Below are 23,013 nucleotides of genomic sequence, written 5' to 3'. Positions count from 1 at the left end.
GAGTGCTGCGCTGCGGCCTTCTATATCCAATCTGGGAGCATTTGCCGTTGCTGTCGAATGAAAGATGCGATCGCGACGACCGTGCACGCGCGCCACGTATTGGGCAGAGAACACGCGCCGACCTGTCACACTGAGGTATACCCTCGCGAGGCGAGACAGCGAGACATATCCCATCTGGCATCGGTGTCTCATTAGGGTTGACTAGACATTTGTGGGACATCATAGTCTCCGGGTCTAGAAGCTAGTGAGACAGGGGTTTGTATGGTGGGGCAGCTGGTCGGTTATGCTCGCGTGTCGTCATCAGGTCAGTCGCTCGAAGTGCAACTCGATGCGTTGACTCTCGCGGGATGCGAAAAGGTGTTCGCAGAGAAGCGCTCGGGCACGACGACGAGCGGGCGGAGCGAGCTGGTCGACGCGCTCTCATACGTTCGAGAGGGTGACACCCTGGTCGTGACCCGCCTTGACCGTCTGGCTCGGTCTGCGGTCGACCTTCACAGCATTGTGGCGCAGCTAACCGAGAAAGGGGTCGCGTTCCAGTGCCTCCAGCAGTCGTCGATCGACACGAGGACCTCGACGGGGAAACTGCTCCTCGGAGTGCTCGCCTCGATCGCGGAGTTCGAGACCGACATCCGCCGCGAACGTCAGCGCGAGGGTATCGAGCGAGCGAAAGCAGCGGGTGTCTACAAGGGGCGTCGACCGACCGTTGACGTTGCTCAGGTGCGCGCTCTGCGCGATCAGGGGCTTGGGGGGACTGAGATCGCAAAGCAGCTCGGGATCGGTCGCGCGAGTGTTTACCGAGCCCTTGCGGGGTGAAGGTGCTCTCCGCATCTGTTCGCGTCAACGTCAAGAAGAAGTCCTAGGCCGGCTACACCGACCTGACCCGGGTGACCCCTATCAGGCTCATCAACTCGACGCCTGCCATCCACTGGAGCGGGCAATTGCTGGACTCATCGTGTAACTTGCTTCGGCGCAACTATAGCCATGGCTAAGGATCACATCGCCTAAATCTCAGGGATTTCCGACTCAGGCAGGCACGCGAACTCTCCTCCAATCCAATGGTGGTTCAGCCGAAGACCCTCAAGAACAACCCCTTCCGCTTCAAAAGCATCCATGGCGCTTGGGTATTTCCTGCTCGCAGCGAGCCGCCATTTGATTGCAGACCCAGGAGGGAAGCCGTTGTTCAGCTCCACCCTTCGTCGCCTGGGCGCGTTGGACATCCCGACCTTGATGACAGCATGGCCGGCGGGGATGTGTGGCATGAGAACTGAAACGGGACCGTCGAGGCGCATGAGATAGACGCTGGTCGGCCCATCTTCGGTGAGCAGGGTCCGCTCACCCATGGAAGGACGAGGGCCGCGACGGAATGCTGTGGAGCGGCTAGTCGCCGGTTCCTCAGCCAAGACATCCGTGCCCTCTTGCGTTGCAAGAGTGTCGCCCGACTCTTGGAATGCCCAGGTTACCGCCACAGGCACGGTCTCGCGCACAGATACAGCCGACGCGATCCCAGCGTAGGTGAACGGTGACCGGTCTCGGCCGCGCCAGAACACATGGATCGTGAGGCTACCGCTGAGCATTTCTCGGATAAGCGGCTGGTGTGCCGTTGAGCCTGTCTTGCCCGTCCAATCGAGAAGCTTTCCATTCCATCGGTTGGGGTAGTCGTGTCCGGTTCTGCCCGCCGTCCCCACGTTGCAGAAAATGACGACCTCATCTCCCCAGCGCGAATAGCCGGTAGCCCAAGCCCCGCCTTTGCGTTTCAGCTCTGGGAGGCCGATGCGATCGGCAACCTGCTCGCGGGTGTAGGTCCGCCCCACTTCAAAATTCGCCACGTCGTCGCCTCACGTTCAAGTTGAGTTTTGTTGTATGTTTGTTGAGCGAAATCGGCCCGATTTTTCTGACCCACACCTGGGTCTCGCGAGATTGGCGGAAATCTGCCGTTTTCAACCGTAGTCGAGAATTTCACCTGGTTGACAGCGTCAACCAGTCGATGCGGCGTAAACGCGATCGTCGTCGTCACCAGGTAACGCGCGGCTGGTGTCACAGCGGCATGTCACGGGATGTGTCACACTGGCCAAAGCTGAAATCGCAGAAAACTGCGATTTTTGGAGGTTGGTCGGGGAGACAGGATTCGAACCTGCGACATCCTGCTCCCAAAGCAGGCGCGCTACCGGACTGCGCCACTCCCCGACCTGTTCTGGCCGTTGCAGGTATCCGGTGGGCCCGGCAGGACTCGAACCCGCGACCTAGCCGTTATGAGCGGCCAGCTCTAACCAACTGAGCTACAGGCCCATGGATACCGTTCAGCGTGTCGCGCCTAGCTTGCGGCCCGGCAGGTGGCAAGATGGCTTGCTACTTCGCCACCGATCGCATGATCTCCGCCACGCTCGTCGGCTGCACGCCGTGCTGGCCAAGATAGGCGTAAACCGCGCGAAACCAATCGTAGAGCGCGTCGAGATCGGCGTCGGTTTCCACATAGGGCGTATAGCCGGGCGCGAGCGAGGGGCTGTGGAACGACAGCACGATCAGCGGCAGCCCGTCGTCGAGCGCCATGTCGAGCGCGCGGATCGCCTCGTCGATCGTGGTGCCTTCCGGGGTGAGCGGTATGCGCTCCAGCAGGCCGAGCTTTGCGAGCAGGCCGCTCATGCGCGGCATGCGCGCGATCATCGGGTACAACAGCTGCCCCTGTCGCCGCAGCATGCCCCAGTAGACCGTCGTCAGCGGCAGCTCGAGTACGGACCGCTCGCGGTCGAGCCAGAACGGTTCGAGCGGATAGCCGCTGTAGTCCGGGCCGTAGCGGCGGCTGTAATCGAACAGCGGGCGGAACGAGGTATCGACCCCGACACCTGCGTCGCGCAGCAACTCCGCGGTCTCGGGGCCAAAGCCGTAGCGGCCCGCGCGGTAGAGTTGTGGGCTTGCGCCGAAGTTCTCCGCGATCGCGTCACGCAGGCGCAGGAACTTGGCACGCTCGATGTCGGGTGCGAGATTGCCGGCGAAGGAGTTGCGCTCACTCACCTCCTCCTCGAACGGGGGATTGACCCAGGGGTGAAGCTGAATGCCGACTTCCGCCGTGCCCCGGGCGACGGGCCCCGCGAGAATGTCCTTTGCCAGCGAGGACGTGGCCACGGGCCAGTCGACCAGATAGCTGGGCACGACGCCAAGGCCCTCGCAGAATTCCTGGAAGTTGCGCAGGCGCGGCAGGTGGTCGAGCCCGTGCCGGTCGCGGGTGAAAGGGCCGCTCCAGTCGAACTCCTCCTCGGTGTCGACGGTGAGGAGGACGCGCCGCCCGAATCCACCCACGAAGCGCGCCCGCGGGCCGGGAGGCGGCAGGGCGGTCGTCGGCTGATTCATGCGCTGCACTCCCGGATGCGAGGGCCGCATCGTTCAGCGCGCTTGCGGTCGTCGCCTTTCTTGGCGGTTCGACCCGGGGCTAGGATCGCCCCTCGCGGCGGTCAATAGCGGCAGCGTGAGCCGCAGCCGCTCGTCCACATGTTCGAGGTCGCCGCCGGCCGCGCGCGCTTCGGCGCGGACCAGGCGCAGGGCGAAGCCGGCGCCGAACATGCCTGCGCTCAGAGCGCCCGGCGCGGGGCGCGGGGCGGCGGCGAACACGTCCTCTTCCGCCGCGAGGACGGCAGGCAGGGTGGCCGTCAGCGCCATCGCGCCGCCCTCCGCGCGCATCGCGACTTCCACCGCCTCGCCCGCGCCCAGCGCGGTCGCCAGCGTGGCGAACAGGCGCCAGGCAAGTGCCTCGCCCTCGCGCAGGGCCATCGGCACCACGAGCGGCGAGGGCGGAATGTCCGCCTCGAACTTCGCCATGCGCGGCGCGAGAACGCCTTCGAGCTGCTTCGCCAGACCGCGGCACAGCAGCGCGAAATCGCAGTCGCCCTCGAGCGGCTCGACCGCACCGGTTTCCAGCCGCGCGAGGCGGTCGAGCTCGTCGAACCCGGCCAGCATCCGCGCGCTGTCGGCCGCGATGTTGGCGGCGAGCGCGCGATATTCATGCGGCACCGGGCCGAAGACCTGTTGCTGGATGACCTCCGCGAAGCCCTGGATCGCGTTGACCGGGGTGCGCAGCTCGTGGAGCAGCTGGCGGATGCGATCTGCCTCGATCCCGGGATCGGGCACGGCACCGGCGACCCGGTGCGGCGCGGGGCGGCGGAACTTGCCGGCGAGCCCGTAGAACCGCCCGCCGGGCACGGTGAAGCGCGGTGCGGCATCGACGATCCACTCGCCAGCGATCTGCGGTGCGCCGCGCAGCTCGACCGGTGCGCGTTCGACGCGCTGCCACGTTCTCAGCGCGCTGCGGACGTCGTCGGTCGTCAGAAGCGTGCCCACGACCATCGGCGCGACCTGCGGTTCGGCCCAGTCGATCCGCCCCTCGCTGTCGGTGGTGAAGGCGAAGCCCATCAGCGGCGGACGCGCGGTCTCCTCCTGCTCACCGAGGGGCAGGCGAGGGGAAGTGTCGGCCGAGGGGCCCTTCGCGCGGGCGCGCTGGAAGGCCTCGATCCGGCGGACGAGCGCGCCGATCGCGCTTTCCTCGCCGCTGTCGTTTGCCGGAATGGTGAGCTCGAGCGGTTCGCGTGCGCGCGGGTCGTCCGGCTGGCTGCGGCTTTCGCTAGCAGGCTGCACGGCGAGTTCGGGGACGGGAAGCCCGCGATCATGGATGCCCAGACGGTCGAGCAGGTCCGTCGCGCGCGGTGGAAGGCCCGCGCGCAGGCGCAGGAATCCGCGCGCGCGGATCGGCAGGCGGGGGATCAACGCCTCCCAGTCCTCTTCGGCGAGCTCGGCCCGCGCGAGGGCGGCGGCGGCCACTTCGGGCTCGTCCTCCGCGAGATGCGCCGCCAGCTCCGGATTGCGGAAGCGCCAGCCGGTATCGCGAATCATCGCAGCGCGGTCCGGCGCGGGAATCGTCTCCCCCAGTGCGCCGAGGCGGAGCCAGGCGGCAGAGAGCAGGTTGCGGTCGTAGGCGCCGCGCCGGGCGCCGAGCAGGTCGAGCAATTGCCGAAACTGCGTGCGCGCGGCACGCCCGTCGCTCGCGCGGTGGCGCAGCACTGTGGCAAGGCGATCGTCGAACTGCATGGATCCTACGGCAAACATATAAGCGCCCGAGGGCGTTCCGGGAACGCACGGTTTAGCACTTTCCCCCAACAGCGGGAGCAGCACGAAGAGCGCGTTGCAAAGCGGGACAATTGCTGCCAAGGATAATAAAATTAGCCAACTGGCGACGATGGGGCCAGTTTAGTTCATTACGTACCGCGCGTTCGTGCGCGCGGGGTCCGTTGGGGGCACCCACAATGGCGAATCTGGACGACATTGACCGGCGCTTGCTGGCCGAGCTGCAGAACGAGGGCCGCGTCACGAACGTCGAGCTCGCACACCGCGTCGGCCTGACTGCGCCGCCTTGCCTGCGCCGCGTCCGCGCGCTCGAGGAAGAAGGCGTCATCAAGGGCTACCACGCGGAGCTCGATGCATCGAAGCTGGGCTTCGCGATCACCGTGTTCGCGATGGTCAGCCTCAAGAGCCAGGCCGAGAACGCACTGCGCGAATTCGAGGAGCACATGCGGGGCCTTCCCGAGGTGCGCGAATGCCACATGCTCAACGGCGAGATCGACTTCATCCTGAAGATCGTCAGCCGCGACCTGCAGAGCTTCCAGGAATTTCTGACCAGCAAGCTGACCCCGGCCCCGAACGTGGCCAGCGTGAAGACCTCGCTGACGATCCGGACTGCGAAGCATGAGCCTGGGGTGCCGTTGGAGTGACCCCTCCACCACCGCCCTTCGGGCGGCGGTCCCCCTCCCCGTTTGTGCTTCGCAAAAACGGGGAGGATGAAGTGAAATCCTCCCCATTTTCACGCAGTGCAAATGGGGAGGTGGCAGCCGCGTCAGCGGCTGACGGAGGGGTCTATTTGCTTTTGCAGTAGCGCACGATCGAATCCGCAATTTCGTTCGCGTCGCGCAGCACGTCGCTCGCCGGAATGCGCATGACTTCGATGCCTTGCACACGCAGCCACTTGTCGCGGGCGATATCCTGGTCCGGCCGATCGCCCATATCGTGTGCTTCGCCATCAATCTCGATGGCGAGCCTGATCGACGCTACGTAGAAGTCGAGAATGTAGCGGCCCACAGGATGCTGCCGCCGAAATCTGACCTCCCCGGCCTTCCGGCGCAATTCCTGCCAGAGAAGCGCTTCGGGCAAGCTCATCTCGGCGCGCAGTTTACGCGCCCTGCGGACGTTCCGAATGCGCTTCGCGCGTGGCACTTTCCCCTCTCCGTCAGTCGCCTGCGGCGACTGCCACCTCCCCATTTGCGCCTTCGGCGAAAACGGGGAGGATTTTATCAGGCTAGTCGGCCTCCCGCTCCTTCAGCCATTCCTCGAGCCATTTGATCGAGTAGTCGCCGTTCAGCACGTCGGGCTGCTTGATCAGTTCCTGATGGAGCGGAATCGAGGTCTTCACGCCTTCGACGACCATTTCCTCCAGCGCGCGGCGCAGGCGCATGATGCAGCGTTCGCGGTTGCGGCCGTAGACGATCAGCTTGGCGATCATGCTGTCGTAGTAGGGCGGGATCGAATAGCCGGCGTAGAGGCCGCTATCGACACGCACGTGCATGCCGCCCGCCGCGTGATAGTAGTTCACCCGGCCCGGCGAGGGGGCGAAGGTGAACGGGTCTTCCGCGTTGATGCGGCACTCGATCGCGTGGCCCTTGAACTCGATGTCTTCCTGGCGGCACGACAGGTCCTTGCCGTCGGCGACGCGGATCTGCTCGCGCACGAGATCGATGCCGGTGATCATCTCGGTCACCGGATGCTCGACCTGCAGGCGGGTGTTCATCTCGATGAAGTAGAACTCGCCGTTTTCCCACAGGAACTCGATCGTGCCCGCGCCGCGATAGCCCATCTGGGCCATGGCATCGGCGCAGATCATGCCCATGCGGTCGCGCTCCTCGGGCGTGAGGACGGGCGAGGGTGCTTCTTCGAGCACCTTCTGGTGGCGGCGCTGGAGCGAGCAGTCGCGCTCGCCCAGATGGATCGCGTTGCCGCGTCCGTCGCCGAACACCTGGAATTCGATGTGACGCGGGTTGCCGAGGTATTTCTCGATGTAGACGGTCGCATCGCCGAATGCGGATTTGGCCTCGTTCCCGGCCTGCTTCATCAGGGTTTCGAGCTGGTCCTCGGCTTCGCAGACCTTCATTCCGCGCCCGCCGCCGCCGCTCGCCGCCTTGATGATGACGGGATAGCCGATCTCGGCTGCGATCCGGCGCGCCTCGTCATAGTCGGAGACCGCGCCATCGGAGCCGGGGACCAGCGGGAGACCCAGCGCGCCGGCGGTGCGCTTCGCTTCGACTTTGTCGCCCATCGTGCGGATATGCTCGGGCTTGGGCCCGATCCAGGCAATGTCGTGCGCCTCGACGATCTCGGCGAACTTGGCGTTCTCCGAAAGGAAGCCGTAGCCTGGATGAATCGCGTCGGCCTGCGAGATTTCCGCAGCCGAGATGATCGCCGCGACGTTGAGGTAGCTGTCGGCCGCCGGGGGCGGGCCGATGCAAACCGCGTGGTCGGCGAGCCGCACGTGCATGGCATCGGCGTCCGCGGTCGAGTGAACCGCGACCGTCTCGATCCCCATCTCGTGCGCCGCGCGGTGGATACGCAGCGCGATCTCGCCGCGGTTGGCGATCAGGATGCGTGAAATACCCATGGTTCAGGCGATGACGATCAGGGGCTGGTCGAACTCGACCGGCTGTGCGTTCTCGACCAGGATCGCCTTGATCGTGCCGGACTTGTCGGCGGCGATCGGGTTCATGACCTTCATCGCCTCGACGATCAGCAGGGTATCGCCCTGCTTCACGCTGTCGCCGACCTTGACGAAGGGATCGGCGCCTGGCTCCGCCGCGAGATAGGCGGTGCCGACCATCGGCGACTTGAGCGCGCCGGCGTGATCGTCTTGGGCGGGGGCGGGCTCACCGGGCGCGGCGGCCGGCGCAGGCGCTGCGGTGGCCGCCGCGGGGGCGGCGAAAGCGACGGGCGCCGCGGCGATACCACCGCCGCGCGAGACGCGGACTTTGCGGTCGCCGTCTTCCACTTCGATTTCGGTCAGCCCGGTTTCCGCGAGCAGTTCGGCCAGTTCGCGAACCAGCCCCGTATCGACATCCATGCCGGACTTGCGCCCGGCGCTGCCTTTGTTTTCGGCCATAAACAACCCTTGTTCGCTACAGGCGGACGCCTATGCGCGGGTCGGGGCGGACTGGCAAGGGGCCGAGGGCGCGGAAGTTACAATTCCGCGACGGCCTCCAGCGCCACCAGATAGGAGCGCGCGCCGAGGCCCTGCACGGTCTTCGCCGCGGCGAGCCCGACGTAGGAGTGGTGGCGGAAAGGCTCACGGGTCGAGGGATCAGAGAGGTGCACCTCGATTACCGGCGTGCGGATCGCCTTGATCGCATCGAGCAGGGCGATCGAGGTGTGGGTATAGGCGGCCGCGTTGAGCAGCACCGCCTTCGCGCCTTCGGCCTGGGCCTCGTGCAGCCAGTCGACCAGATGCCCTTCGTGGTTGGACTGGCGCATCTCGATATCGAGGCCCAGCTCGCGCGCACGATCATCGAGCATGGCGGCGATGTCGTCGAGCGTGTCGGCGCCATAGATGTCGGGCTCGCGCATGCCGAGCAGGTTGAGGTTCGGCCCGTTGAGGACGTAGACGGTATTGGTGATGGGGACGCTCATTCCGCTCGCTTAGCGCGAGGGGGCGTCAACTGTCGACGCCCTTCGCTTTCCCCCACTGGCGGGCGGCGGTGTAGCCGAGATAGCCGGTGCCGAAGAGGGTGTAGAGCTCGGTCGGCAGGGCGCGCAGGTAGGCGGTCATGCCGGCGCTCACGTTCTGCGCGGCTTGCGGATCGAAGGCCGAGATCACCCCCATCGGCAGCGCGAAGAGCATGAGCGCGTACATTACGTAGAGGAAGCTCGGCCGCGCGCGGCTGGTCCAGGGATCGCGCGAATTGGCCTCGGCGACGATGGCAGCGAGGCGTGCCTCGATCTGCTTCAGCTCGTGCGTGCCTTCCAGGGCGAGCAGTTCGAGCTTGGCCTTCGTCCGGGCTTCCTTGTCGGGAATGACCTTGTCGATGATCGAGGCGATCGGCCCGATTAGCGATTCGATGATGGACATGACTGCGCTCCGCTGATTGCGATTCGCTGGTCCATGTAACCATATCGGTTCGTGTAGGAAAGATGTTTGTCGAGCTAGGCGTCCGCTCCCGCATCCGCGAGCAGCGCCTGCGCCAGCGCGAGGTGCGGCCGGTCGAGCATCGCGCCGTCGAGGCCCACCGTTCCTGCGCCCGGATTCGCCGCGAAGGCGGCAATGACCGCGCGGGCATGGGCGATTTCATCCTCGCCCGGGGTGAATGCGTCATTGATCACGTCGACTTGCGCGGGGTGGATCGCGAGCATCCCGCGGTAGCCTTGGCTGCGAACCATCATGGCACGTTCCCGCAGGCCTTCGAGATCGCGGAAGTCTGCTTGGATCGTCTCGATCGCCGCCACGCCGGCGGCGGCGGCGCCCAGCAGGCACAGGCTGCGGGCGAGTTCGTAAGTCGGCATGTAACCGCCGTCGGGCCGGAACTGGATGCGCGCACCGAGTGCGGAGGAAAGGTCTTCCGCACCCCAGCTCATCGCGACGAGGCGCGGGGCGCCTTCGTAGTCGCCGGTGCGGAACATCGCCTTCGGCGTCTCGGTCACCAGCGCAGCGACCCTGGTAGACCCGCGCGGGATCCCATGCGCTTTTTCCAACCGGATGAGAAAGGTGTCGAGCGCCTCCACATCCTCCGGGCCCTCCGCCTTGGGGAGGAGCAATCCGCCCGGCGCGGAGGACATGACCGCTTCCAGATCGTGCAGGGCGTCCCCGCTTGTGCGCGGGTTTATCCGCACCCACAGCCGCTCGCGGTCGGCGCGCCCGGCCAGGAAGTCGCGCACCATCTCGCGCGCCAGGGGCTTGCGCTCGGGAGCGACCGAGTCCTCGAGGTCGAGCAGCACGATGTCGGCGGGCCCGTCGGCCGCCTTGGCCATCTTCTTCTCGCTGTCGCCGGGGGCGAACAGCCACGACCGCATGCGGGGGCGAGTGCTTGACGCGTTCATCGGGCAAATCCTCCTGCGCCGGGCGCCCTAGGTGCGATGCGGCGGAGGTGCAATATCGACGATGGATGAAAGCTGGCCACTGGTCGGGACGAGAGGATTCGAACCTCCGACCCCCACACCCCCAGTGTGATGCGCTACCAGGCTGCGCTACGTCCCGATCCAGTGGAGGGCGGCCCTATAGGGCGAGGGTTCGGAGCTGGCAAGCATCGATCTTCGAGGTGTGGCATCGGCGCGATTCGTTGCCCTCCACTTGCAATGCTGCTAGGCGCGCCCACCTGATCGCCGGGAGGCGAGGGGTCCGGGGAACGATCGGGCCGCGCGTGTTCCCGCCAAGCTCCTGGTCTCAACCTCGATAGGTTCATTTTCATGCTCGATTTCCTTGCCGCGGCAGCCAGCGCAGATGCGCCGCCTGCGTGGATCAGCTGGCTGCCGATCGTCGGCATGATCGCGATCTTCTGGTTCCTGATCATCCGCCCTCAGATGCGCCAGCAAAAGCAGCACCGCGAGAAGATCGCCGGAATCAAGAAAGGCGATCAGGTCGTCACCGCCGGCGGCCTCGTCGGCAAGGTGACCAAGGTCGACGAGCACTATGCCGAAATCGAGCTGGCCCAGGGCGTGCGCGTCAAGGCGGTGAAGAGCACGATCGGCGACATCGTTCCGCCCGGCGGCTCGGCCGCCAACGACTGAGCGGGAGATAGCGAATGCTCGATTTCCCGCTGTGGAAGAGGGGTTGGTTCTGGGGTCTGACCCTGGCTCTTTCGATCCTCGCGCTTCCCTCGCTCGTGTCGCTGACGAATGCGCGCTGGCCCGCCTCGCTGCCGAGCCCGATGGTGAACCTCGGGCTCGACCTTGCCGGGGGCAGCCACATCCTGCTCGAGGCCGACCCTGCCCAGGTGACGGCACAGCGGATCCGCAACATGGAAGAAGCGGTGCGCTCCGCCATGCGCCGCGCCGACCCGCCGATCCGCATCGGTGACGTTTCGGCCGCCGAGGGGCGGCTCAGCTTCATGGTCGAGAGCGTTGCCGACATCGATCGCGCACGCAGCGTGCTCGAACCCCTGCTCAACGGCGAGGGGCTGACGCGGGAATGGAATCTCTCGGTCGAGGACGAAACGCGCATCGTGCTCACCCCGACCCAGGCGGCGCTGGATCAGGCGCTCAACGCGGCGATGGATTCGTCGCAGGACGTGATCGACCGGCGCATCAACGCTCTCGGCACGCGCGAGCCGACCATTATCCGCCAAGGTGACAACCGCATCGTGGTGCAGGTGCCCGGGCTCGAGGATCCCGAGCAGGTCAAGGAACTGATCGGCCGCACCGCCAAACTCGAATTCAAGCTCGTGAACGAGAACGCGCTTCCCTCGGATCTGGCGCAAGGCATTGCGCCGCCGGGGCAGCAGATCGTCCCCTATGCCGCGGACAGCGGCTTTGCCGGGCAGAGCCTCGCGGTCTACCGCCTGGGCGGGATCGACGGCAGCACGCTGATCCGCGCGCAGGCGAGCCGCAACCAGGAAAATCAGGACGTCGTCGTCATCCAGTTCGACCAGCAAGGCGGCAACCGTTTCGCCAAGCTGACCTCGGAGAACGTCGGCAAGCAGTTCGCGATCATCCTCGACGGCGAAGTGATTTCCGCGCCGGTGATCCAGGACCAGATTCTCGGCGGCGTGTCGGAAATCTCGGGCAATTTCTCGCCCGAAACCGCGCAGCAACTCGCGATCTCGCTGCAGTCGGGTGCCCTCCCGGTCGATCTCAAGGTGGTCGAGGAGCGCACCGTCGGCCCCGACCTCGGCGCGGAATCGATCCGGCTCGGCGTGATCGCGATGATCGTCGGGTCGGTCGCGGTCGTCGTGCTGATGGTCGTCACCTACGGCCGCTTCGGCATCTACGCCACGATCGCGCTGATACTGAACGTGCTGATGATCCTCGGCATCATGGCCGCGATGAATACGACGCTCACCTTGCCCGGCATTGCCGGCTTCGTGCTCACCATCGGCGCGGCGGTGGACGCCAACGTGCTCATCAACGAGCGAATACGCGAGGAGCGAAAGCGCGGGCGGCGCGTGGTCGCCGCGGTGGAGAACGGCTACAAGGAAGCCAGCCGCGCGATCTTCGACGCGAACATCACCAACTTCATCGCCGGCGTCCTGCTGTTCATGTTCGGTACCGGCCCGGTGCGCGGCTTCGCCGTCGTGCTCGTGATCGGGCTGTTCACCAGCGTGTTCACCGCCGTGTCTCTGACCCGCATGTGGGTCGCCGGGTGGCTGCGCAAGGCGCGGCCGCAGGACATCAATCTGTAAGGGGCCCGGGAAATGAAACTGCTCAAGCTCGTCCCCGACAACACCAACATCAACTTCCTGCGCTGGCGCATGCCGTTCTACGTGGTCAGCATTCTGCTGATCATCGCGAGCTGGGCGCTGGTCGCGACCAAGGGGCTCAACTACGGCGTCGACTTCGCCGGCGGCCTCAACATCACGGCGACTTTCACCGAGCGTGCCGACGCACCGGTAGAGGACGTGCGCGAGCGGGTTGCGGAGCTCGGCTACGGCGACCCGATCGTGCAGCGCTTCGGCGAGAACAACCAGGTCTCGATCCGCGTACCGCTGCCCGAATCGGCGGAAGGCAATCCGGAAGCCGCGCAGGCGATCGCCAACGAGATCGTCGGGGATCTGGAAGAAGGCTTCGCCGACCTGCGGATCGACGGCAATGAGAACGTCTCCGGCAAGGTGTCGGACGAATTCCGGCAGGATGCGACCTTCGCGCTGATCGCCGCCATGCTCGCGGTCGCGCTCTACATCTGGGTGCGCTTCGAATGGCAATTCGGCGTCGGCGGCCTGTTCGCGCTGTTCCACGACGTCTCGCTGACGCTCGGCATGCTGTCGCTGTTCCAGATGGAATTCAGCCTCGACATCATCGCGGCGATCCTCGCGATCATCGGCTACTCGCTCAACGATACGATCGTGATCTACGACCGTATCCGCGAGAACATGAAGAAGTACCGCAAGATGCCGCTGCCCGAGCTGCTGAACCTCTCGGTCAACGAGACGCTGGCACGCACCATGATGACCTCGCTCTCGATGCTGCTGGCGCTGATCCCGCTGCTGCTGTTCGGGCCCGCGAGCCTGTTCGGGATGGTCGCCGCGATTACGCTCGGCATGTTCGTCGGCATCTACAGCTCGGTTTACATGGCCGCGCCGATCCTGATCTGGCTCGGCGTCGATTCCGACAGCTTCGTGCCTCAGGAATCGGCCGCCGACCGGCAGGAGAAAGTCGCACGCGGCGAGGTCTGAGCTAGATCAGACCTTCGTAACGCCGCGCGAGTTCCGCGGCGTGCGCGGGCCAGCCGAAGCGTTCGACCGTCCCCGCCACGCGCTCGCGCGCCGGCGGGGCGGCGAACAGCTTGCGCAGCGCCGCCGCAATCGATTCGATGTCGCGGCGGACGACGTACCCGGCCTCAGGCCCGGTCACGAGTTCGCGCGCGCCGCCCGCGTCGGAGATCACGATCGGCGTCCCGCAGGCGAGCGCCTCGACCCAGGCATTGGCGAGGCCTTCCTTCTTCGATGGCAGCGCCATCACGTCTGCGGCCGAAAGCACGACCGGCAGCACGTCGTGGTCGACCGAGCCGAGGAAATGCACCCGGTCCTCGGCCCGCAGGTCGCGCGCGAGGCCGCGCAGGTACTTCTCGTCCTCCCCTTTGCCGACCAGCAGCAGCCGCGCGCCGGGGATGCTCGCCACGGCGCCGATCACCAGGTCCTGCCCCTTGCGGTCGATCAGCGCGCCGACCGTCGCGACGATCTTCTCCTTCTCGCCCAGCGGGATGCCGAGCGAAGCGCCCAGTTTCGTGCGCAGGCCCGAGTGGGCGAGGGGGCGGAAACGATTGCGGTCGAGCCCCGTGTAATGGATCGCGATCCGGCCGGGAAGCATGCCGAGCGCGATCATGTCCTCCTTCAGCGCCTCCGACACCGCGAGCAGGCCGCGCGCACCGGCCGCCGCCTCGAGCATCTGCTCGCGGGCGAAGGCCTTGGTGCCCCAGTAGGTGATGTCGGACCCCCGCGCCTTGATCGCATAAGGCAGGCCGAGCTGGCGCGCGATCCATCCGGCTGCGGGACCGTCCGGGTAGAAGAACTGCGCATCGACCAGGTCGAACGGGCGCTCCTCGTGCAGCCGACGCGCGAGCGGGAGCACCGCGCGTGCGATCATGCTGGGATTGATACGCGCGCCGACGCGCGGGACCAGCATGTAGCTCGGCCGGTGCACCTCGACGCCATTCTCGACGCCATCGACCGCCGCCTTGGCCAGCGCGCGATAGCGGCCGAGCGCGAGCGGCGGGATGCCGATCGGATTGATCGCGGTGACATGCCAGTCGCCGCGCGCCGCCAGCGCTTCGAGCGAGCGCGCCACGAACGTGCCGAACTGCGGCGCATGCGCGTTGGGATAGAGGGTCGCAATCGACAGCAGGCGGCGAGGGGCCGTCACAGCCGGCGCACCAGCATCTCCGCTACGGCGATCCAGGGCGGCGATTCGACCACCTGCTGCTTCTGCCCGGCACCGGGCGGGAGGATGCCGACGAGACTGCCCTGCCGGTCGATCAGCCGCCCGAAAGCGAAGCGCCCGCCCTTACGCGGCACGAGCACGTCGCGGTTGATCGCGCGCGGCGCCTCCTCCGGGTCGAGCTGGCGCATCCAGAGCTGGTCGCCCGCGAGATAGGGCCCGGCCGACGCTTCTACCGCCAGCACCACGAGGGGGGCGTCCCCGCCGAGTTCGGTCGGCGGGATCGCATCGCGCGGGCGGGGCAGGGCTTCCGCGCCGCTCGCGCCCAGCGTTGCGACGACCTGCGGATGCTGCGACTTGTCCGAACGAACCAGCGTCTCCGGATCGACGCCGAGCGCATTGCCGATCCGGTCCATCCATTTGGTCGAGAGATTGCGCATGCCGGTTTCGAGCCGGCCGATCGTCTGCGCGGTCGTCGGCGGATCGCAGGCGGCGGCGAGATCGGCAAGGGTCAGACCCTTCTCTTTGCGAATGTCGCGGATACGGTTGATCATGGCGCCCTCTATCTAACCCATCTGGTTTTCTCTTTCCTACATGCGTGTCGTTTTGGCAAGCGTGGATTCACTGATTCCCGCACGGAGACCACCATGCCTCGCAAGCTCGCCGAACGTGAACTCACGCCCGAAGGCCCCGGCCGCAAGGCGCTGGCCGGGCAAAGCCGCCGGACGGTGACCGTCAACCTCGCCGAATCGCCGCTCGCCTGGCTTCACGCACGCGGGCACTTGAGTGACCGCCTGTTCGCTGCCGGCGAGTGCCTGCGCGCCGATTACGAGCGCGCGCGCCTGGGGCCGAGCGTGACCATGCGCTGGGATCCGGTCCGGATCAAAGTGCAGGGCCGCGGACCCGGCCTTTCACCGACCGAGAGCCAGATCGCCGCCAAGCAGCGCTTCGACGGCGCCATCGCACTGGCCGGCAGCGGCCTTGCCGACATCCTGTGGCGCGTGGTCTGCGGCTGCGAAAGCCTCCCCAACGCCGAACGCGCGCTTTCCTGGCCGGCCCGCAGCGGCAAGGTCGTGCTGAAGATCGCGCTGGAGCGGGTGGCGGATTTCTACCGCGTTCCGTGACACCGGCGGCAAAGATCCTCCCCATTTTCGCGATAGCGCAAATGGGGGAGGTGGCAGACGCCGCAGGCGGCTGACGGAAGGGCATCGTCACGCAAAACCCCTCCACCCCGAGCCGCTTTGCGTCTCGCGGTCCCCCTCCCATTTGGCTTTGCAAAATGGGGAGGATCTCAGCCCTCGACCATCTCCGCCAGTGCCAGCCAGCGTTCCTCCGCGGCGTCCTTCTCGGTGCGGGCGTTTTCGATGCCCTTGCTGATGTTGGCGAACTTCTGCGGGTCGCGCGTGTAGAGTTCCGGGTCCGCGAGGATTTCCTCGCCGCGGGCGATCGCCGCTTCGAGTTCCTCGATCCGCGCCGGCAGAAGCTCGTAATCTCGCTGGTCCTTGTAGGAGAGTTTGGGCTTGCCGACCCCGCTGCGACTAGCCGGCTGCGCCGCCAAGTCTCGCTCCCCTCCCGCAAGCGGGAGGGGGCTTTTTGCGCGACCCTCTCCCCTCCCGCTTGCGGGAGGGGTTGGGGGTGGGCCCTTGCGTTCCTTCCGCTTCGCCTCCCAATCCTCGTAACCGCCCGCGACGATGTCGACGACACCGCTACCATCGAGGCCCAGGGTCAGCGTCACCGTGCGGTCGAGGAAGTCGCGGTCGTGGCTGACGATCAGCACCGTACCTTCGTAGTCGGCGATCACTTCCTGCAGCAGGTCGAGCGTTTCGAGGTCGAGGTCGTTGGTCGGCTCGTCGAGCACGAGCAGGTTCGACTTGCGGGCGAACTCGCGCGCCAGCAGCAGGCGGCTGCGCTCGCCGCCCGACATGATTCCGACCTTGGTGTCGACGACCTTGGGGTCGAACAGGAACTCCTTGAGGTATCCCTGCACATGCTTGCGTGACCCGCGCACGTCGATCCAGTCGCCGCCCTCGGCGAGCACCTGGCGCACCGTCTTGTCGCCTTCCAGCAGGCTGCGCTGCTGGTCGATCATCACGCCGGTCAGCTTCTTCGAAATCTCGACCGTGCCCTCGTCGGGCGCGATCTCGCCGGTCAGCAGCTTGAGCAGGGTGGTCTTGCCCGCGCCGTTGGCTCCGACGACGCCGATCCGGTCGCCGCGCTGGATGCGCAGCGTGAAGTCACGGATGATCCTGCGCTCGCTGTAGCTCTTCGAAACATGCTCGGCGACGATCACCGACTTGGACTTGAACTCCTCCTCGGTCGCGAGGCCGAGCTTGGCGGTGCCCTTGGGCGCGATCATCGCGGCGCGCTGGGCGCGCATCTGCCAGAGTTTCTCGAGCCGCCCCTGGTTGCGTTTGCGCCGCGCGGTGACGCCGCGTTCGAGCCAGTGCGCCTCGATCTTCAGTTTCGCGTCGAGCTTTTCCGCAGCCCGCGCTTCCTCGGCATAGACCTGCTCTTCCCACGCCTCGTAACCGCCGAAGCCGACTTCCTTGCGTCGCAGCGTTCCGCGGTCGAGCCAGATGGTCGCGCGGGTCAGGCGCTTGAGGAACGTGCGGTCGTGGCTGATGACGACGAACGCGCCCTTGTAACGGTCGAGCCAGCCTTCGAGCCAGTCGATCGCCGCCAGGTCGAGGTGGTTGGTCGGCTCGTCCATCAGCAGCAGGTCGGGCTCCTGCGCCAGCGCCTTCGCGATCGCCGCACGGCGCTTCTCGCCGCCGCTCGCGCCCTTGGCCGGGGTCGCCATGTCGATGCCGAGCTGGCCCGCGATGGCTTCGACTTCATGCTCGGCCGGCGCGTGCGGACCGCGTAGGGCGAAGTCCATCAGCGCGTCGCAGCCCGAGAAATCGGGCTCCTGCTCCAGCAGCACGATCCGGGTGCCGGGCTTGACCTTGCGCGTGCCGCGATCGGCCTCAATCCGGTCGTCGATCAGGCGGAACAGCGTGGTCTTGCCCGCGCCGTTGCGGCCGATCAGCGCGAGCCGGTCGCGTGGGCCGATATGCAGGTCGATGTCGCCCTGCTCGGGCCCGCCGAACAGCCAGCGGCCGCCCTGCTGCAGCCCGAGACCTTCCCAGGAGAGGATCGGTGGTTGTGCCATGAGGCGCGCGAGGTAGGCGAGGGAGGACTTCGCTGCAAGTAACCTCCACGTCATTGCGAGCGAAGCGCAGCAATCCATGGACCGGCGACTGCTTCCGAGCCGGCGGTGGCTGATCGCACGTCATCCCATGGATTGCCGCGCCGCCTGCGGCGGCTCGCAATGACGGGTCAGGGCGTGGCCGCGCGCTGCTCCTCCACCATCCGCGCCACGCTTTCGAGGAGCTGGTGCGCGTCGTAGACGATCCCGTCCTTGATCGTCCAACGGACACCGCCGACGGTTTCGAGCTGGTTCGTCTCGCGGTTCAGGCGCTTGTGGCCGGTGCCGTAGAGCACCTTGAGGTTGTCGAGCGGGTTCTCCGGCACGATCACCAGGTCGGCCAGCTTGCCGACGCGAATGCTGCCGATTGGCGGCTCGCCTCCCTTCGATTCATAGAGCTCGCGCGCGCCGTTGATCGTCGCGGCCTGGATCACCTCCAGCGGGCTCAGCCCGGCTTCGCGCAGCATCTCCAGCTCGGCGACATAGGCGAAGCCCCAGGTCTGGTAGATATAGCCCGGATCGGAGCCTGCACTGACACGGCCGCCCTCGTTCTTGAACTCGTTGGTGAGCCGCATCCACGGGCGGTAGAAATGGCGCCAGGCCACTTCGTCCTCGGTCGTCCAGTCGTGGTAGTAGCTGCCGTGGTTGGTCAGGCTCGGCTCGTAGAAGTTCATCAGCGAGGGCAGGGTGTACTTGTCGTGCCACTCGAGCGTGCGCGCGCGCATCACATCGCGGCTGGCGGAGTAGATGTTGAACGTCGGGCTCAGCGTCACGCCGCTTTCGACCAGGAAGTCGACGTATTCGTCCCACTTCTCGCTACCCGGTGCGACGATCTGGTCGGCAAGACCGGCGACTTCGCCGAAGCGGTCCTGCTCGTCGAGGTAGTTGTAGCCCGCCGGATAGCGGGGCACGGTGCCGTCCTTCAGCAGGCTCTCGAAATGACCGTAGAAGTGCGTCACGCCGTCGAGCCCCAACTCCACCGCCTTGCGCGCGTTGACTTGCGCCACGCCCACTTGCGCGAGGTGCGCCACGCTGCCGAGGCCGAGCTTGTCCGCCTCGTCCAGCGCTGCGCCGAGCACTTCGGGCGTTTCGGAATTGAAGAACTTCACCCCGTGGAAACCGGCCTGCTTGATCCAGCGGACCCAGGCGCGCGCCTTTTCCGGCGTATCGGGCGTGCCGCCGTCCCACTTGTCGCCGAACGCGGCGTAGGGGATCAGGCGCGGGGCGACGATCGTATTCGCTTCGCTGCGCGCCGCGTCGCTGAGGTCGGGCTGGTCGGGGCCGAAGTAGAACGAGACGCCGCGCACCGTCGTCACCCCGTGCGCCAGCCACAGCTTGTAGCCGTAGGACGGCTGCGGCGCCTTGGCCGGATCGCCGTTGTGCCCGTGGACGTCGACGAAGCCGGGCATCACGTACATCCCGCTCGCGTCGATCGTCCGGCTGGCGCCGTCGAGCACCTCCTGCGGTGCGCCGGTCAGGTGGACGCCGGCGATGCGGTCGCCCTCGACCACGATGTCGACCGGTCCCATCGGCGGGGCGCCGGTGCCGTCGATCATCGTCGCGCCCTGGATCACCAGCGTCGTGTAGGGGCCTTCTCCTTCGCCCGGCTGCCGGTCGGGCACCGGCTGCATCCCCGGTTGCGCGGCGGCCGCGGCGCTCCAGGCCAGCGCGAAAGTGATGGTAAGTGCGCGCAAGATCGTCATTCTGACCCTTCCTCCCTTTGCGCACCCCTATTGCCGTGAAGGCGCTTCGGAACAACCCGGTTCAGCCACGCGTAAGCGTGCCGGACCCAACAAAAGGCGAGAATCGCCAAGGAGGCATCCCAATGATCCGTTACGCCGTTCCCGTGCTTGCCATGACCGCGCTGGCCGCAACCGCCGCTCACGCGGCCGAAGTCCAGATCCAGGCCCAGGGGCCGGTGGTCGAGCTGACCGTGAACGAGATCGTCCACTCCGCACCCGACGTCGCGCAGATCGGCGCCGGCGTCACGACCCGTGCGCCGACTGCGCAGGAAGCCGTGCGGCAGAACGCGCAGGCAATGGAGCAGGTGATCGCGAAGCTGCGCGAGCTCGGCATCGCGTCGCGCGACATCCAGACCTCCAACTTCAATCTCAACCCGCAATACGATTACGACCGCAACGGCGGCGCGCGCACGTTCGTCGGCTACGACGTGAACAACCAGGTGCAGGTCAAGCTGCGCGATCTCGAACGGGCGGGCGAAGTGCTCGACGCGCTCGTCTCGGCCGGAGCGAACAATATCTACGGCCCGAACTTCATGCTCGAGGCGGACGAGGCGGCGAAGCGCGAGGCGCGCACCAAGGCCTACCAGAGCGGACAAGCCATGGCCCAGGAATATGCCCGCATGGCCGGCTATTCGGGCGTGCGCCTGCTCGAAATCTCGGAAACCTTCCAAAGCTACGGGCCGCAGCCGGTGATGATGCGCGCCAGCGCGGAGGCCGCCGCCGATGCGGGCACGCAGATCGAGCCGGGCGAAGTTGGCACCGGCGTGACGGTGACGGTCAAGTACGAGATGACCCGCTAGAACGCTGGTTTTCTTGCTGAACGCTACGCCGTGCGTGCATTCAGAACTTGTTCAATCCGTGCAGTCTAGGCAGGTTGGCACTATGCGAAAGCTCATTGCCTCCTGCCTTGCTGCCACGCTTGTCGCGTCCGGCCTTGCCGCCGCGCCGGCGCTTGCCCAGTCGCGCAACGATCAGGGCGAGGCGCGCAAGGAGATGCGTGCGGGCAACGTGCTGCCTCTGCGCGAGATCGAACGGCGCGTGCTGCCGCAGATGAGGGGCTCGGAATATCTCGGCCCGGCTTACGATTCGAGGGCGATGGTCTACCGGCTCAAGTTCATCCGCGACGGGCGCGTGACTTTCGTCGACATCGACGCGCGCACCGGCCGCGTCGTGCGCCGCAGTCGCTGATGCGGGGTGGGACGGGGCCGGGGAGGGAAACCCGCTCGCTTGTTGACGCGTTCACCCCGAAAGCCCACTTACCGTCAGCCTGATCCAGGGGGAACGAACCAGCAATGCGCATCCTGATCGTCGAGGACGAACCCACGCTCGGCCAGCAGCTCAAGTCCACGCTCGAACAGAACGGATATGCCGTCGATCTCTCGACCGACGGCGAGGACGGCCACTTCCTCGGCGCGACCGAGGATTACGATGCGGTGATCCTCGACCTCGGCCTGCCCGAGATCGACGGGCTCACCGTGCTCGGCATGTGGCGCCGCGAAGGGCGCGGCTTCCCCGTGCTGGTGCTGACCGCGCGCGATAGCTGGTCCGACAAGGTCGCCGGGCTCGACGCCGGGGCGGACGACTATCTCGCCAAGCCGTTCCAGACCGAAGAACTGATCGCCCGCCTGCGCGCGCTGATCCGCCGCGCCTCGGGCAATACCTCCAGCGAACTGACCGCCGGCGACGTGCGGCTCGACACGCGTTCGGGCCGGGTCACGCTCAAGGGCGAGCCGGTCAAGCTGACGGCGCAGGAATACAAGCTGCTGAGCTACCTCATGCACCACAAGGGCAAGGTGGTCAGCCGCACCGAACTGATCGAGCACATCTACGATCAGGATTTCGACCGCGATTCGAACACGATCGAGGTCTTCGTCACCCGCATCCGCAAGAAGCTGGGTGCGGAAGTCATCACGACCATCCGTGGCCTCGGTTACAGCCTCGACGACCCCGCAGACGCCCCGCGCGCCTGACGCCCCGAAGTCGGCGCCCGCCTCCGGCGAGCCGGAGGCTCCGTCCGGCGGCGGTGCTGCGGACGGCGACAGCGACGGCCAGACGCCGCACACGGGCAGCCTCGCGCGGCGCATGCTGCTCATCGCCGCGGGCTGGATCCTCGTGCTCCTCGTCGGCGGCGGAATCGCGCTCGAACGCACGCTGACCAATCAGGTCCAGAACAGCTTCGACGAGCAGCTCGGCTATCTGCTCAACACGATGATCGTGATCTCCGAAGTGGGCCCGGACGGCGAGGTCTACTTTATCCGTCCCATCGGCGAACCGCGCTTCCTCGAGCCTAACAGCGGCATGTACTGGCAGATCACCGCCGAGGGGCGCGAAGGGTTCGAATCGTTCTCGCTCGGCGCGCAGCCCTCGCAGTCGCTGTGGGACCGGACGCTCCAGCCGCAGGGCGACCACGTCGATCACGAGCCGCACTTCTACGACAACATGCAGTTTCCGGAGGAGCCGCTGCGCGTGGTCGAGCGCACGGTGATCCTGCCCGAAAGCGACACCCGCTGGACCTTCATGGTCGCCTCCGCGCGCGAGAACCTCGACGCGCAGATCGCGCGCATCCGCTCGATCCTGGTGTGGAGCTTCGCGGCGCTCGGCCTCGGCCTGTTCGCGATGGCCGTGCTGCAGAGCTACTACGGCCTGCTGCCGCTGCGCCGCATCCGCGCGGCAATCCAGCGCATCCGCACGACCGGCAGCAACCGCGTGTCGGACCCGCTGCCGCTCGAAGTCCAGCCGCTGGTGGAGGAGATCAACATGCTCCTCGCCCATTCGGAGCGGCAGGCGGAGGAAGCCCGCACCCACGCGGGCAATCTCGCCCATGCGCTCAAGACGCCGCTGACGGTGGTCAACAACGCCGCCACCGCACACGCCCCCGACCTCGCCGACACGGTGATCCGTGAGGCGCGCGCGATGCGCCGCCATGTCGACCACCATCTCGCCCGCGCGCGCGCCGTCGGCCGCCGCTCGGTCGGTCACGCCCGGACGACCGTGTGGGACAGTGCAGAGGCCGTGCGCCGTGCGGTCGAACGGCTCTATCCCGACGTCCGGTTCGACATCGACGGCAACCGTGAGGTGCGCGTCGCGATCGAGCGGCAGGACTTGGACGAGATCCTCGGCAACCTGATCGAGAACGCCGCCAAGTACGGCGGCGGCAGCGTGTTCGTGACGATCGATGCCGAACCCGAGGCCGAACGCTGCGTAATCTGGGTCGAGGACGACGGCACCGGCATTCCCGAGGAGGAGCGGACCCGCATCTTCGACCGCGGCGCGCGGCTCGACACCGGAAAGCCGGGCACCGGCCTCGGCCTCGCCATCGTGCGCGACGTGGCCGAGATCTACGGCGGCAACGTGGATCTGGGCGAGAGCGAGGACCTCGGCGGACTGCTCGTGCGCCTGATCCTGCCCCGGGCGGCCTGAGCGCATCGCCTGCGTTCTTCGGAACCGCAGGCCGTCTCGCGCATAAATCGGTTAGCCGAACTTCGT

At 66.6% G+C, this 23,013-nt stretch carries 23 protein-coding genes and 3 tRNA genes; 10 read left to right on the top strand and 16 right to left on the bottom strand.

Annotated features, from left to right (window positions below; translation table 11 throughout):
- Positions 1–261 precede the first annotated feature (261 nt).
- Entirely contained in the window at positions 262–813 is a 552-nt protein-coding gene (locus JNO53_RS03630) for a recombinase family protein (protein WP_203107679.1), read from the top strand.
- Between the two features lie 188 nt (positions 814–1,001).
- On the opposite strand, the gene JNO53_RS03625 is transcribed toward JNO53_RS03630, so the two are convergent.
- The 5 genes from JNO53_RS03625 to JNO53_RS03605 form a co-directional block, all read right to left on the bottom strand.
- The gene (locus tag JNO53_RS03625) at positions 1,002–1,826 is read right to left on the bottom strand and encodes a hypothetical protein (protein ID WP_203107677.1); all 825 of its coding nucleotides are present in this window, start codon (positions 1,824–1,826) and stop codon (positions 1,002–1,004) included.
- A 281-nt stretch (positions 1,827–2,107) separates the two neighbouring features.
- A tRNA-Pro gene (locus tag JNO53_RS03620) sits at positions 2,108–2,184 on the bottom strand.
- Between the two features lie 28 nt (positions 2,185–2,212).
- A tRNA-Ile gene (locus JNO53_RS03615) sits at positions 2,213–2,286 on the bottom strand.
- Between the two features lie 60 nt (positions 2,287–2,346).
- The gene (locus JNO53_RS03610) at positions 2,347–3,345 is read right to left on the bottom strand and encodes a polysaccharide deacetylase family protein (protein WP_203107675.1); all 999 of its coding nucleotides are present in this window, start codon (positions 3,343–3,345) and stop codon (positions 2,347–2,349) included.
- A gap of 33 nt (positions 3,346–3,378) precedes the next feature.
- Complete coding sequence (locus JNO53_RS03605) at positions 3,379–5,073, bottom strand: HAMP domain-containing histidine kinase (protein WP_203107673.1); 1,695 nt, start codon at positions 5,071–5,073, stop codon at positions 3,379–3,381.
- Positions 5,074–5,288: 215 nt separating this feature from the next.
- On the opposite strand from JNO53_RS03605, the gene JNO53_RS03600 reads away from it, so the two are divergent.
- Positions 5,289–5,753 (top strand): Lrp/AsnC family transcriptional regulator, encoded by a 465-nt coding sequence (locus JNO53_RS03600; protein WP_119511419.1) that lies wholly within the window; start codon positions 5,289–5,291, stop codon positions 5,751–5,753.
- 142 nt (positions 5,754–5,895) lie between these two features.
- Here the strand turns inward: JNO53_RS03600 and JNO53_RS03595 are convergent, their stop codons facing one another.
- The 7 genes from JNO53_RS03595 to JNO53_RS03565 all read right to left on the bottom strand — a co-directional run bounded on the left by JNO53_RS03595 (position 5,896) and on the right by JNO53_RS03565 (position 10,267).
- Positions 5,896–6,252 (bottom strand): endonuclease domain-containing protein, encoded by a 357-nt coding sequence (locus JNO53_RS03595; protein WP_338015290.1) that lies wholly within the window; start codon positions 6,250–6,252, stop codon positions 5,896–5,898.
- Positions 6,253–6,334: 82 nt separating this feature from the next.
- Positions 6,335–7,687 carry an acetyl-CoA carboxylase biotin carboxylase subunit gene (accC, locus tag JNO53_RS03590; protein WP_203107669.1) on the bottom strand — a complete coding sequence of 451 codons (1,353 nt, stop codon included), beginning with the start codon at positions 7,685–7,687 and terminating at the stop codon, positions 6,335–6,337.
- A gap of 3 nt (positions 7,688–7,690) precedes the next feature.
- Positions 7,691–8,182 carry an acetyl-CoA carboxylase biotin carboxyl carrier protein gene (gene accB, locus JNO53_RS03585; protein WP_203107667.1) on the bottom strand — a complete coding sequence of 164 codons (492 nt, stop codon included), beginning with the start codon at positions 8,180–8,182 and terminating at the stop codon, positions 7,691–7,693.
- A gap of 77 nt (positions 8,183–8,259) precedes the next feature.
- Positions 8,260–8,706, bottom strand: coding sequence for a type II 3-dehydroquinate dehydratase (gene aroQ / locus JNO53_RS03580; protein ID WP_203107665.1), 447 nt, complete (start codon positions 8,704–8,706; stop codon positions 8,260–8,262).
- Positions 8,707–8,731: 25 nt separating this feature from the next.
- Positions 8,732–9,145, bottom strand: coding sequence for a holin family protein (locus tag JNO53_RS03575; protein ID WP_203107663.1), 414 nt, complete (start codon positions 9,143–9,145; stop codon positions 8,732–8,734).
- Between the two features lie 74 nt (positions 9,146–9,219).
- On the bottom strand, positions 9,220–10,083 hold the full coding sequence (locus JNO53_RS03570) for an HpcH/HpaI aldolase/citrate lyase family protein (protein WP_203107661.1): 864 nt from the start codon (positions 10,081–10,083) through the stop codon (positions 9,220–9,222).
- A gap of 107 nt (positions 10,084–10,190) precedes the next feature.
- Positions 10,191–10,267 (bottom strand) — tRNA-Pro (locus tag JNO53_RS03565).
- 209 nt (positions 10,268–10,476) lie between these two features.
- Here JNO53_RS03565 and yajC point away from each other — a divergent pair.
- The 3 genes from yajC to secF are packed head-to-tail and all read left to right on the top strand — an operon-like array spanning position 10,477 to position 13,397.
- Positions 10,477–10,797 (top strand): preprotein translocase subunit YajC, encoded by a 321-nt coding sequence (gene yajC, locus JNO53_RS03560; RefSeq protein ID WP_203107659.1) that lies wholly within the window; start codon positions 10,477–10,479, stop codon positions 10,795–10,797.
- A gap of 14 nt (positions 10,798–10,811) precedes the next feature.
- Positions 10,812–12,407: a protein translocase subunit SecD gene (gene secD, locus JNO53_RS03555; protein WP_203107657.1), complete on the top strand. Its 1,596-nt coding sequence runs from the start codon at positions 10,812–10,814 to the stop codon at positions 12,405–12,407.
- 12 nt (positions 12,408–12,419) lie between these two features.
- Positions 12,420–13,397, top strand: coding sequence for a protein translocase subunit SecF (gene secF, locus JNO53_RS03550; RefSeq protein WP_203107655.1), 978 nt, complete (start codon positions 12,420–12,422; stop codon positions 13,395–13,397).
- 1 nt (position 13,398) lies between these two features.
- On the opposite strand, the gene JNO53_RS03545 is transcribed toward secF, so the two are convergent.
- Together JNO53_RS03545 and JNO53_RS03540 are read right to left on the bottom strand one after the other, a co-directional pair.
- Positions 13,399–14,583, bottom strand: a complete 1,185-nt coding sequence (locus tag JNO53_RS03545) for a glycosyltransferase (protein ID WP_203107653.1) — start codon at positions 14,581–14,583, stop codon at positions 13,399–13,401.
- Complete coding sequence (locus JNO53_RS03540; protein ID WP_203107651.1) at positions 14,580–15,152, bottom strand: helix-turn-helix domain-containing protein; 573 nt, start codon at positions 15,150–15,152, stop codon at positions 14,580–14,582. Before JNO53_RS03540 ends, JNO53_RS03545 begins: the two co-directional genes overlap by 4 nt.
- 93 nt (positions 15,153–15,245) lie before the next feature.
- Between JNO53_RS03540 and JNO53_RS03535 the strand changes: the two genes are divergently transcribed.
- On the top strand, positions 15,246–15,722 hold the full coding sequence (locus tag JNO53_RS03535; RefSeq protein WP_203107649.1) for a DUF6456 domain-containing protein: 477 nt from the start codon (positions 15,246–15,248) through the stop codon (positions 15,720–15,722).
- 167 nt (positions 15,723–15,889) lie between these two features.
- Here JNO53_RS03535 and JNO53_RS03530 read toward each other — a convergent pair whose 3' ends face one another.
- Positions 15,890–17,749, bottom strand: a complete 1,860-nt coding sequence (locus JNO53_RS03530) for an ABC-F family ATP-binding cassette domain-containing protein (RefSeq protein WP_203107647.1) — start codon at positions 17,747–17,749, stop codon at positions 15,890–15,892.
- A 167-nt stretch (positions 17,750–17,916) separates the two neighbouring features.
- Complete coding sequence (locus JNO53_RS03525) at positions 17,917–19,488, bottom strand: amidohydrolase family protein (RefSeq protein ID WP_203107645.1); 1,572 nt, start codon at positions 19,486–19,488, stop codon at positions 17,917–17,919.
- 122 nt (positions 19,489–19,610) lie between these two features.
- On the opposite strand from JNO53_RS03525, the gene JNO53_RS03520 reads away from it, so the two are divergent.
- The 4 genes from JNO53_RS03520 to JNO53_RS03505 all read left to right on the top strand — a co-directional run bounded on the left by JNO53_RS03520 (position 19,611) and on the right by JNO53_RS03505 (position 22,947).
- Positions 19,611–20,327 (top strand): SIMPL domain-containing protein, encoded by a 717-nt coding sequence (locus JNO53_RS03520; RefSeq protein ID WP_203107643.1) that lies wholly within the window; start codon positions 19,611–19,613, stop codon positions 20,325–20,327.
- 82 nt (positions 20,328–20,409) lie between these two features.
- On the top strand, positions 20,410–20,715 hold the full coding sequence (locus JNO53_RS03515) for a PepSY domain-containing protein (RefSeq protein WP_203107641.1): 306 nt from the start codon (positions 20,410–20,412) through the stop codon (positions 20,713–20,715).
- Positions 20,716–20,819: 104 nt separating this feature from the next.
- Positions 20,820–21,497 carry a response regulator transcription factor gene (locus JNO53_RS03510; protein ID WP_119512900.1) on the top strand — a complete coding sequence of 226 codons (678 nt, stop codon included), beginning with the start codon at positions 20,820–20,822 and terminating at the stop codon, positions 21,495–21,497.
- A complete protein-coding gene (locus JNO53_RS03505) occupies positions 21,448–22,947 on the top strand; it encodes a sensor histidine kinase (RefSeq protein ID WP_338015289.1) in 1,500 nt (499 codons plus the stop codon). Before JNO53_RS03510 ends, JNO53_RS03505 begins: the two co-directional genes overlap by 50 nt.
- The last annotated feature ends 66 nt before the right edge of the window (positions 22,948–23,013 follow it).

This window comes from Altererythrobacter sp. C41 (genome assembly GCF_016803135.1).
In the GTDB taxonomy this organism is placed as follows: domain Bacteria; phylum Pseudomonadota; class Alphaproteobacteria; order Sphingomonadales; family Sphingomonadaceae; genus Pelagerythrobacter.
The sequence above is the reverse complement of the archived record's forward strand: the minus strand, read 5'-3'. Positions and strand labels throughout refer to the sequence as shown.

Bases quoted from the DNA above. Each gene is read 5' to 3' on its own strand.
- secD (WP_203107657.1), top strand. From the start codon at position 10,812: ATGCTCGATTTCCCGCTGTGGAAGAGGGGTTGGTTCTGGGGTCTGACC.
- JNO53_RS03540 (WP_203107651.1), bottom strand. From the start codon at position 15,152: ATGATCAACCGTATCCGCGACATTCGCAAAGAGAAGGGTCTGACCCTT.
- JNO53_RS03605 (WP_203107673.1), bottom strand. From the start codon at position 5,073: ATGCAGTTCGACGATCGCCTTGCCACAGTGCTGCGCCACCGCGCGAGC.
- secF (WP_203107655.1), top strand. From the start codon at position 12,420: ATGAAACTGCTCAAGCTCGTCCCCGACAACACCAACATCAACTTCCTG.
- JNO53_RS03600 (WP_119511419.1), top strand. From the start codon at position 5,289: ATGGCGAATCTGGACGACATTGACCGGCGCTTGCTGGCCGAGCTGCAG.
- accC (WP_203107669.1), bottom strand. From the start codon at position 7,687: ATGGGTATTTCACGCATCCTGATCGCCAACCGCGGCGAGATCGCGCTG.
- JNO53_RS03570 (WP_203107661.1), bottom strand. From the start codon at position 10,083: ATGCGGTCGTGGCTGTTCGCCCCCGGCGACAGCGAGAAGAAGATGGCC.
- JNO53_RS03535 (WP_203107649.1), top strand. From the start codon at position 15,246: ATGCCTCGCAAGCTCGCCGAACGTGAACTCACGCCCGAAGGCCCCGGC.
- JNO53_RS03610 (WP_203107675.1), bottom strand. From the start codon at position 3,345: ATGAATCAGCCGACGACCGCCCTGCCGCCTCCCGGCCCGCGGGCGCGC.
- JNO53_RS03530 (WP_203107647.1), bottom strand. From the start codon at position 17,749: ATGGCACAACCACCGATCCTCTCCTGGGAAGGTCTCGGGCTGCAGCAG.
- JNO53_RS03525 (WP_203107645.1), bottom strand. From the start codon at position 19,488: ATGACGATCTTGCGCGCACTTACCATCACTTTCGCGCTGGCCTGGAGC.
- aroQ (WP_203107665.1), bottom strand. From the start codon at position 8,706: ATGAGCGTCCCCATCACCAATACCGTCTACGTCCTCAACGGGCCGAAC.
- yajC (WP_203107659.1), top strand. From the start codon at position 10,477: ATGCTCGATTTCCTTGCCGCGGCAGCCAGCGCAGATGCGCCGCCTGCG.
- JNO53_RS03575 (WP_203107663.1), bottom strand. From the start codon at position 9,145: ATGTCCATCATCGAATCGCTAATCGGGCCGATCGCCTCGATCATCGAC.
- JNO53_RS03515 (WP_203107641.1), top strand. From the start codon at position 20,410: ATGCGAAAGCTCATTGCCTCCTGCCTTGCTGCCACGCTTGTCGCGTCC.
- accB (WP_203107667.1), bottom strand. From the start codon at position 8,182: ATGGCCGAAAACAAAGGCAGCGCCGGGCGCAAGTCCGGCATGGATGTC.
- JNO53_RS03520 (WP_203107643.1), top strand. From the start codon at position 19,611: ATGATCCGTTACGCCGTTCCCGTGCTTGCCATGACCGCGCTGGCCGCA.
- JNO53_RS03510 (WP_119512900.1), top strand. From the start codon at position 20,820: ATGCGCATCCTGATCGTCGAGGACGAACCCACGCTCGGCCAGCAGCTC.
- JNO53_RS03630 (WP_203107679.1), top strand. From the start codon at position 262: ATGGTGGGGCAGCTGGTCGGTTATGCTCGCGTGTCGTCATCAGGTCAG.